This is a genomic window from Chryseobacterium sp. HNCC26DJ238, assembly GCF_057180465.1.
This window is the reverse complement of sequence record NZ_JBXUGI010000001.1, coordinates 90,177-105,522: the sequence shown is the minus strand read 5'-3', so window position 1 is coordinate 105,522 and position 15,346 is coordinate 90,177. Positions and strand designations below refer to the sequence as shown.

Annotated in this window: 12 protein-coding genes; 10 read left to right on the top strand and 2 right to left on the bottom strand. The window is 35.9% G+C overall.

The window, feature by feature from the left end; translation table 11 throughout:
• Nucleotides 1–30 precede the first annotated feature (30 nt).
• Together AC2A07_RS00465 and lon are read right to left on the bottom strand one after the other, a co-directional pair.
• Nucleotides 31–1,143: an AI-2E family transporter gene (locus tag AC2A07_RS00465; RefSeq protein ID WP_314493027.1), complete on the bottom strand. Its 1,113-nt coding sequence runs from the start codon at nt 1,141–1,143 to the stop codon at nt 31–33.
• 71 nt (nt 1,144–1,214) lie between these two features.
• The gene (gene lon / locus AC2A07_RS00460; protein ID WP_484048725.1) at nt 1,215–3,620 is read right to left on the bottom strand and encodes an endopeptidase La; all 2,406 of its coding nucleotides are present in this window, start codon (nt 3,618–3,620) and stop codon (nt 1,215–1,217) included.
• Nucleotides 3,621–3,877: 257 nt separating this feature from the next.
• Between lon and AC2A07_RS00455 the strand changes: the two genes are divergently transcribed.
• From AC2A07_RS00455 to AC2A07_RS00410, 10 genes are all read left to right on the top strand, one after another.
• Complete coding sequence (locus AC2A07_RS00455; protein WP_484048724.1) at nt 3,878–6,019, top strand: peptidylprolyl isomerase; 2,142 nt, start codon at nt 3,878–3,880, stop codon at nt 6,017–6,019.
• Between the two features lie 128 nt (nt 6,020–6,147).
• The gene (locus AC2A07_RS00450; RefSeq protein WP_314493018.1) at nt 6,148–7,098 is read left to right on the top strand and encodes an MlaD family protein; all 951 of its coding nucleotides are present in this window, start codon (nt 6,148–6,150) and stop codon (nt 7,096–7,098) included.
• 8 nt (nt 7,099–7,106) lie between these two features.
• Nucleotides 7,107–8,441, top strand: coding sequence for a 4Fe-4S dicluster domain-containing protein (locus tag AC2A07_RS00445; protein ID WP_484048723.1), 1,335 nt, complete (start codon nt 7,107–7,109; stop codon nt 8,439–8,441).
• An 81-nt stretch (nt 8,442–8,522) separates the two neighbouring features.
• Nucleotides 8,523–9,308, top strand: coding sequence for a (Fe-S)-binding protein (locus AC2A07_RS00440; protein WP_484048722.1), 786 nt, complete (start codon nt 8,523–8,525; stop codon nt 9,306–9,308).
• A 108-nt stretch (nt 9,309–9,416) separates the two neighbouring features.
• The gene (locus tag AC2A07_RS00435) at nt 9,417–9,905 is read left to right on the top strand and encodes a hypothetical protein (protein WP_484048721.1); all 489 of its coding nucleotides are present in this window, start codon (nt 9,417–9,419) and stop codon (nt 9,903–9,905) included.
• A 58-nt stretch (nt 9,906–9,963) separates the two neighbouring features.
• On the top strand, nt 9,964–10,683 hold the full coding sequence (locus tag AC2A07_RS00430) for a class I SAM-dependent methyltransferase (RefSeq protein WP_484048720.1): 720 nt from the start codon (nt 9,964–9,966) through the stop codon (nt 10,681–10,683).
• Nucleotides 10,684–10,727: 44 nt separating this feature from the next.
• The gene (locus AC2A07_RS00425; RefSeq protein WP_484048719.1) at nt 10,728–11,849 is read left to right on the top strand and encodes a glycosyltransferase; all 1,122 of its coding nucleotides are present in this window, start codon (nt 10,728–10,730) and stop codon (nt 11,847–11,849) included.
• Complete coding sequence (locus tag AC2A07_RS00420; protein ID WP_484048718.1) at nt 11,846–13,492, top strand: asparagine synthetase B family protein; 1,647 nt, start codon at nt 11,846–11,848, stop codon at nt 13,490–13,492. Before AC2A07_RS00425 ends, AC2A07_RS00420 begins: the two co-directional genes overlap by 4 nt.
• Nucleotides 13,493–14,743: an oligosaccharide flippase family protein gene (locus AC2A07_RS00415; protein WP_484048717.1), complete on the top strand. Its 1,251-nt coding sequence runs from the start codon at nt 13,493–13,495 to the stop codon at nt 14,741–14,743.
• Between the two features lie 16 nt (nt 14,744–14,759).
• Complete coding sequence (locus tag AC2A07_RS00410) at nt 14,760–15,269, top strand: hypothetical protein (RefSeq protein WP_484048716.1); 510 nt, start codon at nt 14,760–14,762, stop codon at nt 15,267–15,269.
• The last annotated feature ends 77 nt before the right edge of the window (nt 15,270–15,346 follow it).

The window sequence follows — 15,346 nt, the reverse complement described above, 5'->3', positions numbered from 1 at the left end:
AAACATTACTTTGAAAGAAATGATCTATTTTTAATCCATTTCTTTCAAAGTAATATTTTTGGAAATTTTATAACTTTTCTTCTTTTTGTGAGGTTTTTCGTCTTCTCCAAGAAGTCTTCCCCAAGGCTGTAAACCGTCAACTCTTTCAAAAATAATTTTAATGATGGCTATGGCTGGGATGCATAAAAACATGCCGGAGATTCCCCAGAGATGTTCACCCACTAAAATTCCGATAAATGAAAACAACGCATTAATCTTTACTTTAGAACCAACAACAAAGGGAAGAATGATGTTTCCATCAATCACATGCACTATCACATATCCGATGGCAACATAAATACAGCTGGAAACCGTACCGGTTGCAAATGCGATAAAACATGATATAATAAGCGAAATGCAAATACCGATATAAGGTATAACATTCAATAAACCGGTCAAAACACCAAGTAAGATTGCATATTTTACTCCTAAAATGGTCAGGACTGTTGTCGTCAGAGTAGAGACGATCAATACCTGCAGGCAAAGCCCTATAATGTATCTTTTAGTCATGATTCTTACCTCTGAAACAACTTCCTGAACACTTACCTTATGTTTTTCATTAAAAACGTTAACAATGAAATTATTTAAGAGTCTTCTGTAATTTAAAATAAAAATGAAGAATAAGACAAAGAATGCTAAGAATCCTAGACCTGAAGAGAAAATTCCAAAGGTAAATCCTAAAATAACTCCTGATGAAGACAGAAGCTTACTTAAACCCTGATCCAAATAATTAAGCTGTTCGTCTATTTTCACATTAAAAGTATGGGATACCCATTTCTGTAAATTGTGAAAAACTTTGTTAAACTGTTGAGTCAGTTGCGGAATATCCCTGCTGAAACTTGAGATCTGAGATCCAAAGAAAAATATCAACCCGGTGAGAACCACTAATAGAATGGCAACAGATATAATAGTTGAAACAGATCTTGGTAATTTTAATTTTCTTTCTAAAAAATTGGCAACTGGCAAAAAAAGCATTGCCATTAGAAATGCTAAAAAGAATGGAGCTAAAATGCTCTGTCCCAGGTTAATCAGATAACCAAAACCGATGATTGAGATTACAGCAAGACTCAGTTTTAGTAGAAAAGGAAGTTTGAAAAGGTTCATGACGAAGTTTTTCTACACATAACAAAAACCTCACCGTAATGATGAGGTTCTGTATTTATTGTTAAAAAAAATTATTTTTCAATGGCCAATTCAAGAACTTCAGTCATCCAGTTCACATAATTTACTTTTAGGTTTTTGAGATAATCCTGTTTTATTTCTTCTACGTCTTTCCTGTTGGCTTCACATAAGATTACCTCCTTGATTCCGGCTCTGGTCGCAGCCAGTAATTTTTCTTTGATTCCGCCGACAGGAAGCACTTTTCCACGTAAAGTAATTTCTCCTGTCATGGCAAGATGAGGTTTTACTTTTTTATTTCTGAATGTCGAAACCATCGAAGTCAGCATTGCGATTCCGGCAGAAGGCCCGTCTTTAGGGGTCGCTCCCTCAGGAACGTGTACGTGGATGTTTTTTTTCTCAAGATCATCCTCTTCTATTCCCAGTTCATCGTATTTTGCCTTGATATATTCCAAAGCAATAGTGGCAGATTCCTTCATTACAGTTCCAAGATTCCCTGTCATGGTAAGATTTCCCTTTCCGTTGCTGACAATACTTTCAATATATAATATGTCACCGCCAACGCTTGTCCATGCCAATCCGGTTACCACACCCGGAACATCAGTGAGTTCAGAAAGGCTTTTTGGCCTTGGGACACCAAGAATCTCATCTATTTTTTCTGCTGAAATTTTAGCATTATATTCCTTTACGAGAGCGGTCTGTAAAGCTACCCATCTACCGATGGCAGCGATTCTTTTCTCTAAAGTTCTTACACCACTTTCGGAAGTATGGGCTTCTATAATATGTTTCAGTTCAGGATTTCCCAGTTTGAACGATTTTGCTGTCAAACCATTTTCGTCCTGTTGTTTTTTAATTAAGTGTCTTTTTGCGATCTCAATTTTTTCCTCCAATGTGTACCCAGCAATCTGAATAATTTCCATCCTGTCGAGAAGTGGAGTCTGGATTGTTGATAAAGAGTTTGCTGTTGCCAGAAACATTACTTTAGATAAATCATAACCCATTTCCAGGAAATTATCATAAAATGCATTGTTCTGTTCAGGGTCAAGAACTTCTAGAAGGGCTGAGCTCGGATCTCCGTGCATCCCTTTTCCTACTTTGTCAATTTCATCCAATACGATCACAGGATTTGATGTTCCTGATTTTTTAACAGACTGAAGAATTCTTCCTGCCATTGCACCAATATAGGTTTTTCTGTGGCCGCGGATTTCGCTTTCATCATGAAGTCCTCCGAGAGAGACGCGTACGTATTTTCTTCCTAAAGCATCTGCGACAGATTTTCCAAGAGATGTTTTACCCACTCCCGGAGGGCCTACCAATAATAAAATAGGAGATTTCATATTGTTCTTCAGTTTCAGAACAGCCATATGTTCCAATATTCTTTTTTTGATATCTTCCAGACCGAAATGTGCTTTATCTAAAACTTTTTCAGCTTTTTCAATATCAAAGGTATCTTTGGTAAATGTTTCCCACGGCAATTCTGTAAAAAAATCCAGATAATTTCGCTGGACATTGTAGTCAGGAGAATTTGGATTCTGTCTCTGAAGTCTTCCGATTTCTTTCTGAAAATGCTCTTCAACTTCTGGTTTCCATTTTTTTGCTGCTGCTTTTTTGATTAAATCTTCAACATCGCTTTCCGGGCCTCCTCCCAATTCATCCTGAATCGTTCTTATCTGTTGATTAAGAAAATATTCTCTCTGCTGTTTATCAAGGTCCTTCGATGTTTTTTGATGAATCTGATTTCTCAACTCAAGTTTTCTGAAATCCTCATGCATCATTTCGTAGCATTTGTTTGCTCTTTCCATCAGGCTTTTTTCCTCTAATAATTTCTGTTTTTCAGAGTAGGGGAAATTGGCATTTGTACAGATGAAATTTAATAAATCATCATTGTTATTAATGTTTTTTATTGCAAAATTGGCTGCATTGGGAATATTGGGATCTAACTCTATTATTTTTAAGGCTAAGTCTTTCACATTCTCCAATAAAGCTTCGTATTGCTCTTTATTTTTCGGTTTAGAATCTTTCAGTCTTATGATTTCCGCTTTGAAATAAGGCTGGCTGTCGGTAATGTTTTTTATTTTAAACCTGTGAAATCCTTTAGTGATGGCTGTAACGTTCCCTTCCGGAAGTTTAATAATTTTTATAATTTTAGCCAGCGTACCGATCTGATGAAAATCTTTTTCGGTCGGCTGTTCAACATCCGAGTTTTTCTGACTTACAATCCCAATGAAATCACCATTTTTCTGAGCATCTTCAAGAAGTTGAATAGAAGTTTTTCTGCCTGCGGTGATTGGGATAACAACATTGGGAAACATAACCATATTTCTTACAGGAAGTATAGGAAAAATAATCTGTTCAGAGTTTTTTGCGCTTTCGTCAATATCAGAAAGATTAATTTCTTCTGCTACAATATCAAATCCGTCACCTAAGATTTCATCAAAATTTATATCTTCAAATTCTGTCATAATAAGTTAAATGACAAATTGTCATTTATAGTTTTAATCGTTAAAGGATAAAATCAAAATATGCTTGGTCGAAGCCTTGCATATAATGTGTACGTAATTTTCACAATACTTATGCCATTTGTTTATTCATAAAAAATACGGTCAAAATTTCCATTTTATATGAAATGAAATTTTAAAAATTAAAAAAACGTCTTATATTTCTCTAATTTCTTAAAAATGTGTATTTTCGCACACTGATATAAAACTATATTTATAAAATGGCAATTTTAGGACAGATTAGGAGTAGACCTTGGCTTTTGATGGGAATGATCGCATTGGCGCTGTTGGCGTTTTTGGTGAACCCGGAAAGTCTTGATAAAGTTTTTGGGAAAAATCCTGATATTTTAGGAAAAGTGAATGGTGAAAAAATTACCCGTGAGGAGTATAATGACCAGCTTTTCGTATTACAACAGCAGGCTGAGCAACAGCAGCAGCCCAAAAACGGACTTGAAGAACAGGCTTGGCAATTGCTTGTACAGTCAAAATTGGTAAAGCAGCAATTTGAAAAGATGGGGTTTGAAATGACAGATGATCTGTTCTGGAATCAACTTCAGTATGATCAGATGTTTGCGCAGAACCAACAGCTTTTTGATGAAAAAGGAAATTTCAAACTTCAGGAACTGAAGAAGGAGATTGAAACCTTACAGAATACAAACCCTGAAGGTTACAACCAGTGGTTGAAAACCAGAAAAACAATTGAATACAGAATCATGGCAAGACAGGTTTTTGCAAATGTTTCGGCAGGGATTACAACAGGTAAGAAAGAGGCTGAAGAATTAATGAAAGAAAGAGATCAGCTGGCTGACATTGATTTTGTGAAAGTTGATTACGCTTCTTATCTTCAAAAAAATAAGATCAAAGTTACTACTGAAGATCTATCAAACTACATCAAGCAGCACCCTGTAATGTTCAAGACTGAGCCAAGCAGAAACCTGGGAGTTGTATTTTTTCCATCTCAGCCAAGCCCGGCTGACGATGCGGCGGTATTGAAAGATATTACCAAAATATATTCTGTAGGAACAGATGAAAGCGGAGGAAAAGAAAACTTCACTAACACAACAAACGATTCCATGTTTGTGGCGACAAATTCTGATATCCCTTTCAATAACCAATATGTTCCTGCCAGTCAGATGCCTCAGGAATTAAAGGGAAAAATTGAAACTGCAGCGATTGGACAGACTTTCGGTCCTTATAAAGAGCAAAACTTGTATGTGGTTTCTAAATTGGTTGATAAAAAAGCTTCAGATTCTACTTTATCTAAACATATCTTAATCGCTTATAAAGGCGCTGAAAGATCTACAGCGACAAGAACAAAAGAAGAAGCTAAAAAGATTGCTGACAGTTTAATGGCAGTAATTAAAGGCAATCCGGCAAAATTTGCAGAAGGATTGAAACTTTCTGATGAACCGAATGCAGTTGAAAGAAACGGTAGCGTAGGCTGGACGACTCCTCAAAGTCAGTTCGCTCCGCCTTACCTCGCATTCCTTGCAAATAATCCAAAAGGTGCTACAGGCCTTACTGAAACAAGTTTTGGTTATCACATCATTAATGTAGAAGATAAGAAAGCAGGAGCAATGGGGTATAAAGTAGCTCACTTAGTTAAAGCAATCAAGCCTTCTGAAGCTACGGAAGCGGTCGTGGACAAGAATTCAAGAAGATTTATTCAGCAGGTTCAGGGGAAATCATTCAATGATTTTGTGAATATTGCCAAGAAATCTAACTACCAGTACTCTAATGCAAAGTCTGCTAAAAGATTTGACGGTCAGTTGCAAGGTTTAGGAACCGATAAAGATGGTGAAATCATAGCATGGGCTTTTGATAAGAAAAGAGAGAAAGGAGATTCAGAAATCTTCACAGTGGATGGAACAGGCGATAAGATCGTTGTTTACTTAAACGGAAAACAGGAAAAAGGTCTGGCTGACCCTGAGTCAGTAAGAGATCAGATCGAAACGGTGGTACAGAATAAACTGGCTGCTAAGCAGATTTCTGATAAAATTGGAAAAGCAACAAGTCTTGATCAGGTAGCTAAAACCTTTGCAACAACAAAACAGTCTGCGCAGGTTAACCTATTAAACCCATCAGTAGCAGGATCAATGGAACCCAAAGTTGCAGGTGCAGCCTTTGGTATTAAGAAAGGTGCTGTGTCCAATGCAATTGAAGGAGGAACAGGTGTTTATGTTTTAGTGAAAAAGAACGAAACAATCAATAAACAGCCGGGAGATGCTAAGCAGTTTACAGAATCTATTAGCCAGAGAAACGCAGGAATGTTTGGACAGGCATGGTTAAAGAGTCTGCAGGATAATGCAGATATCGATGACTACAGAATTGAAATCTGGAGTAAGCTTGGAAATCAACAATAAAAATCAAATATCAGTAATATAATAAAGTGGCAGAGTTTTTGCCACTTTTTTTTGTGATTAACCCAAAGCAATACAGAAAAACATTAATTTAAATGTACTATATTTGCTTACAAGAAAAAATATAAAAAGTGAAGTTCAGTAAAGAATTAAAAGCTGGTTTAATAGCGATTTTAGCTGTTGTCGGCTTTGTCGTTTTGTTCCAATTCATGAAAGGCAGAAGCCTTTTTACTACCGATAATATATTTTATGCTAAATATGATAATGTTGAAGGTCTTACACAGTCTTCACCAGTGTCTATCAATGGTTTAAAGGTTGGTCAGGTTGACAAAATTACTCCGCAGACATCAAAAGACGGTAAAATTCATTTTATCGTAAAAATTACAGTCGATGATAATTTTGAATTTTCAAGAAATTCTAATCTTGAAATTTTTGAACCGAGTTTGATGGGAGGTAAAGAAATGAGAGTCAATTTGTTTTATGGTGGTCCTACTGCAAAAGACGGCGATACTCTTAAAGGTGCTTTCAAATTAGGAATGATGAACAGTCTTTCATCTCAGGTAGGTCCTGTAAAAGATCAGCTGCAGACTGTTCTTCATAGAGTAGATTCACTGATGGTTAATGCCAATCAGGTAATGAATGCTCAAAACAGGGAAGAAATTAAAGTTCTGCTTCATAATCTTAACAGAACCGTTGGGGCATTGGAAACAACGGCGGGAAGTGTTAACCGATTAGTTGGAAATAATGATCCTAAACTTCAGAAAGTACTCGATGAAGCAAGCCTGACCATGAAAAGCGGGAAGGTGACTTTAGATAAATATGGTAATTTAGCTGAAAGCATAGATACTCAGAAATTGAATGCAACTATTGCTAACTTAGATAATACAGTGGGTCAGCTTAACAAAGTTGTTTCAGGTATTGACAGGGGTGAAGGAAGCCTTGGTAAGATCATGAAAGATGATCAGCTATATAACAATCTTAATGCTGCGTCCACCAACCTGAATTCTCTTATTGAAGATCTGAAAGCTAATCCTAAGAAATATGTTAATTTCTCAGTATTCGGTAAGAACAGTAAAGACTAATAATCCTTATGGAATATCTTGACAATATTATTTTTCTGATTTTATTAATTGCAGGTTTTGGATTATTCGGCAAAAGCCTTTTTAAGATTTACAGAAATATCAGATTAGGAAGAGAGATCAACCGCAGTGACAGGAAGGCTGAACGCTGGGAGACTATGGCACGTGTTGCCATGGGACAGAGCAGAATGGTGAAAAGACCTGTTGCAGGTATTCTACATCTCTTTGTATATGTCGGTTTTGTAATTATCAATATCGAATTAATAGAGATTATTGTAGACGGAATATTCGGAACGCACCGCTTTTTAGCAACAGTTTTCGGTCATACATTTTATAACGTTTTTACAGCAACACTTGAGATTCTGGCACTTCTTGTAATTATTGGCGTGGTATTATTTTTTATCCGGAGAAATTTCTATGGCGTTAAAAGGTTAACGATGAAAGAACTCTTTGGATGGCCAAAAAATGATGCGAACTGGATATTAATCATTGAATTTGCTTTAATGATTTTTTTCTTTACCATGAATTCTTCAGATTTAATCTTGCAGCAAAGAGGTGTTCTGGCGGAGCATGGAAGCTTTCCGATCAGTCAGATAACTTTAGTTCCTTTTATCGAAATTTTCAGTTTCGATAACGGGTTTTTGGTTTTTCTGGAAAGATCTGCGTGGTGGTTACACTTTATCGGGATTCTGTTCTTCATGAACTATTTATACTATTCTAAACATTTACATATTATTTTAGCGTTCCCAAGCACCTGGTATGCCAATTTAGATTTATACGGAAAGTTTAATAATCTGGACTCAGTTACCGCTGAAATTAAACTGATGATGGATCCTAACGCAGATCCTTATGCTGCTCCTGCAGAAGGTACTGTTGCAGAAACACCTTCAAAGTTTGGTGCTGAAGATGTTTTTGATTTAAATCAGGTTCAGCTTCTGAATGCTTATTCATGTACTGAATGCGGTCGCTGTACATCGGTCTGTCCGGCAAATATTACAGGCAAAAAACTGTCTCCAAGATTAATTTTAATGAAAACCAGAGACCGTCTGGAAGAAGTTGGAAGGAATATTGACAAAAACGGAAAGTTTGAAGATGACGGTAAAAAATTGCTGAACGATTATATCACAAAAGAGGAACTTTGGGCATGCACCACCTGTAATGCATGTACCCAGGCATGTCCGGTATTGCTTGATCCGCTTTCAATCATTTTTGAAATGAGAAGATTTCTCGTAATGGAACAGTCTGCTGCCCCTCAGGAACTCAATTTAATGATGACCAACGTAGAAAATAATGCCGCACCATGGCAGTATAATCAGGCTGATCGACTGAATTGGGCGAAGGACTAATTGATCTAACAATGTAAAAAAAGTAAGAAGTAATAAGTCATTGATGATGTTACCTCCTTATTTGTTAAATTAGAAATTGATATGGATTTCAATATAAAAACAATGGCAGAATATGCTGCCGAAGGAAAATCACCGGAAGTTTTATTTTGGGTCGGCTGTGCCGGAAGTTTTGACGACAGAGCAAAAAAAATTACCAAGGCTTTTTGTAAGATTTTAAATAAAATTGGAGTTGAGTTTGCTGTTCTCGGACAGGAAGAATCTTGTACGGGTGATCCTGCAAAACGAGCAGGAAACGAATTTGTTTTTCAGATGATGGCCATGACGAACATCGAGGTTCTGAATGCGTATGAAATTAAGAAAATCGTAACTGCCTGTCCTCATTGCTTTAACACACTTAAAAATGAGTACCCAAGTTTAGGAGGGAAATTTGAAGTAATTCACCATACTCAGTTTTTAAAACAGCTGATGAATGAGGGAAGACTTAAAATTGAGGGCGGAGCTTTCAAAGGTAAAAAAATTACTTTCCACGACCCCTGCTATCTTGGAAGAGCCAACGGAGAGTATGAAGCTCCGAGAATGCTTTTGGAAAAACTTGATGCAGAACTGGTAGAAATGAAACGCTGCAAAACCAATGGTCTTTGCTGCGGTGCCGGCGGTGCACAGATGTTTAAAGAGCCTGAAAAAGGAGATAAAGATGTTAATATAGAAAGAACCGAAGAAGCTTTATCTTTTGAGCCTAAAATTATCGCTACAGGCTGTCCTTTCTGCAACACAATGCTTACGGATGGCGTAAAGCATTTTAATAAAAATACTGAAGTAGAAGTAAAGGATATTGTAGAACTTCTGGCTGAGGCTGAAGATCTATAGATATAATAATACCTAAATAAAGTAAACTCAGGATCAGTCCTGAGTTTTTTTTATAATAATAGTGAATCAATAAAATTGCGTAATTTTACTCTTTAAAATGTATTGGTTATGAAAATCGAAGAATCAAATATAGTAGAGGCGGAAGATTACAGAGTTATTATATATCCTGCATCCAGAGCATTTACAACTAAAGAAGCAAAGATGATTACAGAAAAGCTCTATGATTTTCTCGCCGGATGGGCTGCTCATGGAAAACCTCTTTCATCATCTTTTAAAATAGAAAAAAATCAATTTATCATTATCTGTGTAGACGAAGAGAAAGAGATGGCGTCCGGGTGCAGTATTGATGCTTTAGGAAAGATCATGAGAGAAATTGATGAGGAATACCAGTTGGGACTGTTTGACAGGATGAAAGCAAGTTTCATAGAAGATGGTGAGGTTAAAACGCTTAAACTTTCAGATTTTAAAAACAAAGTCAGAAACGGAGAACTGTCCGGTGAAATTGAAGTTTTTGATTTTTCCAAAAATACCTATCTTGAATTTTTAGGAAATTTTTTACTTCCTTTTAAAAGAAGCTGGGCCGCAGGGATTAAGTAATTGTATAGATGTTTATGAAATTTTAAATGCAAGTAATATTCAGTTGCAACAGTAAGCCATGAATAATGATAAGATTAAAGATTTTTACAACGATTTCGTAAACTATCAGACAAGATCAGGGATCAATGAAAGAATCTATACTTTGTATAAGAAAATGCTGTCCCTTAATCTCGATTCTTCCTCCCGCGTACTCGAACTTGGTTGTGGGATCGGGATAATGACACAGCTGTTATCTAAAAAGGTACAGCAGGGATATATTGAAGCCGTGGATTTAAGTAATAAATCAATTGAACTGGCAAAATCAAAAGTTGTAAAAAATAACATATCTTTTTTTACAGGGGATGTTGTGTATTATATCCCAAAAGAGAAAAAGTATGATTTTATTACTCTTTTTGATGTCATTGAGCATATACCCATTGAAAAACATCAGGATCTCTTCAGAAATCTTGCAGCGATAGCAGATGATGATACAAGAATAATTATCAATATTCCCAATCCGGCATTTATTGAATACCTGAAAAAAAATGATCCTGCATCGTTACAGATTATTGATCAGCCTGTTCCTTTGCAGACTATAGTCGATAATGCTGAAAACAGTGGCCTTCAGATCATGAACTTTAATACGTACAGTATTTGGGTTCAGAATGATTATCAATTTATCGTTATTCGGAAAAGAAAGGATTATGAGAAGATTTTGATCAGTGATCAGAGAACTCTATTTCAAAAAATAAAACATAAATTAAATCATTTTTATACACATTTGCGGTATAATTCTTAAGTAAATAAAATTAATCGTTGCAGAAAAGCTGTAGTAAATAAAATATGAAGCATAAAGTTCTTTTTATTTCATCATGGTTTCCAAATAAACTGGAGCCTACAAACGGTAATTTTGTTCAACGACATGCAGAAGCTGTTTCATTACGATGTGAGGTTGAAATTTTACATGCAATCGGAGATTTTGATCAGAAAGAAACTTTTACTTTCGAGGATAACGTCATCAACAATATCAGAACGTTAATCATTTATTATAAAAACACAGGAAATCCCATCTGGAATTTTTATCGGAGAATGATGGCATATAAAAAAGGATTTGCAAAGCTCAGCCATCCCGATCTGATCCATGCCAACGTTTTACACAATTCCATGCTTTTTGCGGTTTATCTTAAAAAAAGATTTGGAATTCCTTTTGTTATCAGTGAACACTGGAGTGCTTTAAAGAAGAAAAATCAATCGAAAACACCAGCCGGTATCAAGCGCATTGCCAGATTTATAGGAAATCAGTCAGATCAGGTTCTTCCTGTAAGTGAAAATCTTCAGTCAGGCCTTGAAGCATTGGGGATCGATACTGAAATGAAGGTCATTCCGAATGTTGTCAACACTGATGTTTTTTTTCCTGTGATGAAAAACACAGAAAAGTTCACTTTTATTCATGTTTCCAATCTGACGCCTAATAAGAACGCCGATAAGATTTTAAATGTTGCTGTGAAACTACTTAAAGCAGGATATGATTTCAGGCTGGATATTGGAGGAGATGGAGATATCTCTAAGCTCAAAAATAGAGTGGAAAAGGAAGGTTTAGGATCGAAGATCGAAGTCTTTGGAATCCAAACATTATCAAAGGTGGCCGAACGAATGCGGAAATCAGACTGTTTTATTCTTTTCAGTGACGACGAAAATCAACCTTGTGTAATTGCAGAAGCTTTTGCGAGCGGAATTAAAGTGATTTCTACCAATGTAGGCGGAGTTTCTGAATTTTTTCCGGATGACTTTGGAATTTTACTGGAAGGTCCGCAGGAAGATCTGCTGACCGATGCAATGAAAAATATATTGGAAAGTGACAGAAATTACAACCGTCTGAGATTGAAACACTATGCTGATCAGACTTTTTCACAGGAAACTATTGCAGAAAAGTTTGCAGAAATATACAATGAGATTTTAAAATGAGTCAGGGATTTTCAATTTTAATTAAAGACGGAAAAACGCACGTCAAAAGTTTCTTCAAAGAGAATACTTACGATTCATTTTTCATTGAAACCGATGATTATGATATCCTTGTTGAAGGCGTTATTCTCAACCTGAAAGCATTATTGGAAAATACAACTAAAAGCTTTCCTGAGTTTTTTAAAGATTTTTATCATAAGAAAGGGATTCTGGTTCTGAAACAACTGGAAGGAGAATTCAGAGGTTTTATCCGGGATAAAACAAGGGATGAAATCTTTGTTTTTACCAATCCTACTTCCAGCCAGCGTGTTTTTTACGCTACAATAAATTCCTGTATTTTCATAGACTCAGACTTAGTGAGAATGAGCCGGACGATCAGAGAAAATGATATTTCTATACATCCGGATATCATTTCACTGTATCAGATTCTTGCCATTGGGAATCTGTTGGAAAAAAGAACTCCGATTGAGAACATTTACAAACTTCCGGACGGAAATTTTCTGAGTATAAACTGCAAAAACCAAACGCTGACTTTAGAAACCTATTTTGATATTACTTCAACTGAAGATTTTTCTCATTCCAGAGACAAAGCAGTTGATCGGATTCATGAGGTTTTTACAGAGAGTGTAAAAATGGAGTATGACAAAGATGCAGAGCTTAAAACTTCTCATTTAACACTCCTCAGTGGCGGCTTAGATAGTCGTATGGCAATGATGTATGCCATTAGAAACGGGTTTGATATCGGTACAGCTTTCTGCTTCTCACAGTCAAATTATCTTGACGAAAAGATTTCCAGGAAAATCGCATTAGATTACCATGTCAATTATGAATTTGTTCCTTTGGATCATGGAGCATTTTTAAAAAAAATTGATGAACTTACAAGAATTTCAGAAGGCTGTGTACACTTTACGGGCGGAATACATGTGAGCCATGCTGTCGATCATTTGAAATATAGTAATTTTTCATTATTTCATGGCGGACAGATAGGAGACGGTATTTTGGGAGGTTTCAATTCTGAGCCAAAAAGAAAGAAGCCATCTCACTATAAGATTATTGTCAACGCTGATTTTCTTCCTCAGATACAGGAAGATCTTGATCATGTTTTACTGAAATATGAACGGGAAGAGGTTTTTCTGCTTAAAAACCTTGCTTATAACAGAACTGTTCTCGGAGCACAGGTTTTACAGCAGAAGGCATATATGGTCTCACCTTTTATGACCAGAGATTTCCTGAAATTATCAGTGAGCCTGCCTGAAGAATGGAAATATAAGCATCAGCTGTATCAGCAATGGCTTTTGAAACACTGCCGTGAAGCTTCCCAATATACCTGGGAGAGAACGCTTATGAAACCGGATGCGCAATGGAAAATACAGTTTGGCGAAAAGTATATGAAGGGTGCACGCAATGTTTTATACGGTAAATTATTAAACAGGCCTGAAAAAACGAGTATGTATCCTTATCAGTATTATTTTGATGCTGACATTTCGATACAGGAATATTATCTTAATTATTTTAATGAAAATATTGAACGGTTGGAAAACTACCCTGATTTACAAAAGGATGTCATATTATTGTTTGATTCACCATCGTTTTACCATAAAGCCTATGCAGTCAATATTTTATCTATTTTTAAGCTGTATTTTTAGATGAAAAGCTTAATTTCTTTTTTAAAGGGTTTTCTTAAAAATGAAGGACATTATGTTTTTACGTCATTATTGATTGGTAAAATCTGCGGGTTTCTGACCTCCCTTTTTATTATAAAGATGCTTCCCACAGAAGATTTTGGAAAAATGAGTATTGTTGCGGCTATCTTTGCCGTGTTTTCAGCATGTAACGGTTTAGGAAGCCATCAGAGTTTATTGAGATTCGGATCTATTGCAGATAGTGACAAAGAAAAGAGAAATCTTTCTGCCTATCTGATTAAAAAAGGTTTCTATTATCAACTATTGTTATCTGTTCTGTTTTTGACAGTGAGTTTTTTCTATGTATCAAAATATGAAGATGTTTTTTATATCTTTTTATTATTCTGCGTGCGTCTTATCGGTTTTTACTTTTTAAGCTATGTACAGTCAGAGTTGAGAATACATAATAAAAACAAAGAGTTTGCAGGATTTAATAATATGGTGAGTATAGCAGGTTTTGCAGCTGTCCTCATTTTAACCTATTTCTTTCATTTGAAGGGATATCTTTTTGCAATGGCAATTACGCCTTTTCTGTCTTTATTTTGGCTCAAAAAAAGTACTTTTAAAAAAACAGGTCAGCTTTCAGGCCGATTTAATATAAAAGAAATCTGGCAGTACGGCTTTAATACCTCTGCAACGACTTTACTTTCTGAAGCTCTTTTCTCCGCAGATATTATCATCATCAGTTTTTTATTAAATGAAGACGCTGTTGCAGATTACAGGGTAGCCATACTGATTCCGTCAAACGTAACATTTTTGGCGTTATCGTTTATGCAGAGTGACTTTCATTCTCTCGCAAAAAATTATCAGAATGCGGAATACCTGAAAAACTATATCAACGGTTACTACAGATTTTTTATTCCCCTCTGCCTGTTGATATTTACAGTGAGTTTTCTGTTCAGCAAAGATATTCTGATCCTGATATCAAAAGAGCACTATGCGGGCAGTTCGTCTGTTTTTATCCTGTTCATGGCAACCTTTCTGATGAATATTTTATTCAGGAATTTATACGGGAATCTTTTATCGGCAATAGGGAAAATGTCCGTTAATACAAAAGGTTCAGCACTTTCTTTAACAGTACTTATATTTCTGTCATTCCTTTTAGTTCCCAGGTACCATATTTTGGGAATGGCAGTCAGTGTTTCGGTCACTCTGATCAGTTCCGGTTTTTTCTTTCTTTATCATTTTAATAAATACATAAAAAAATTAAAATAAATTTTACCTTTGCAATATGAAGAATCTGGTTTTCGGAATTTTATTGGGATGTTTTGCGCTTATGGGATGCAGAAGTGATGAAGATTCTTTTCAAAAAATAGATCAGATCATGAGTCTGTATGTTCAGGATGCTAATGGTAAAAATCTACTGATTCCTAATCAGATAGGATCATTTACCACCATTGCCATGAACGATATGCTGGCAACTGTGGATAATGCGCCTGTTTCAAACTCTGTGAAAACGGTATCAGAATCAGTACAGTATATTGAATATATAGCCGGAGCCACGAGACAGCTTGAAAGCGGTGGAGATAGTGAAAACAGAATATACCGATCTCAGATCAGAGTTGATTTAACAAAAAAACTAACCGACAGTACTTTTGCTGCGATAGATAATGACACGCTTCAGGTTTTTTACCGGTGGACGCCTGCCGTTTTTGAGGTTGCAAGAGTTCTATACAATAATTCTGAGTTACCGGTAACCAAAGATTCGGAAAATCGCAATGTGGTGAAAATCATAAAATAATCTTTAAATTTGCATCAACAGTACGTTTTTTTTACGTTTGAATTTCAGTATTTTCTGATCTTTAAACGGTGAAACGC

Coding starts and splice junctions, on each gene's coding strand:
- AC2A07_RS00420 (WP_484048718.1), top strand. CDS start 11,846: ATGAGTCAGGGATTTTCAATTTTAATTAAAGACGGAAAAACGCACGTC.
- AC2A07_RS00430 (WP_484048720.1), top strand. CDS start 9,964: ATGAATAATGATAAGATTAAAGATTTTTACAACGATTTCGTAAACTAT.
- AC2A07_RS00410 (WP_484048716.1), top strand. CDS start 14,760: ATGAAGAATCTGGTTTTCGGAATTTTATTGGGATGTTTTGCGCTTATG.
- lon (WP_484048725.1), bottom strand. CDS start 3,620: ATGACAGAATTTGAAGATATAAATTTTGATGAAATCTTAGGTGACGGA.
- AC2A07_RS00425 (WP_484048719.1), top strand. CDS start 10,728: ATGAAGCATAAAGTTCTTTTTATTTCATCATGGTTTCCAAATAAACTG.
- AC2A07_RS00415 (WP_484048717.1), top strand. CDS start 13,493: ATGAAAAGCTTAATTTCTTTTTTAAAGGGTTTTCTTAAAAATGAAGGA.
- AC2A07_RS00435 (WP_484048721.1), top strand. CDS start 9,417: ATGAAAATCGAAGAATCAAATATAGTAGAGGCGGAAGATTACAGAGTT.
- AC2A07_RS00445 (WP_484048723.1), top strand. CDS start 7,107: ATGGAATATCTTGACAATATTATTTTTCTGATTTTATTAATTGCAGGT.
- AC2A07_RS00440 (WP_484048722.1), top strand. CDS start 8,523: ATGGATTTCAATATAAAAACAATGGCAGAATATGCTGCCGAAGGAAAA.
- AC2A07_RS00465 (WP_314493027.1), bottom strand. CDS start 1,143: ATGAACCTTTTCAAACTTCCTTTTCTACTAAAACTGAGTCTTGCTGTA.
- AC2A07_RS00455 (WP_484048724.1), top strand. CDS start 3,878: ATGGCAATTTTAGGACAGATTAGGAGTAGACCTTGGCTTTTGATGGGA.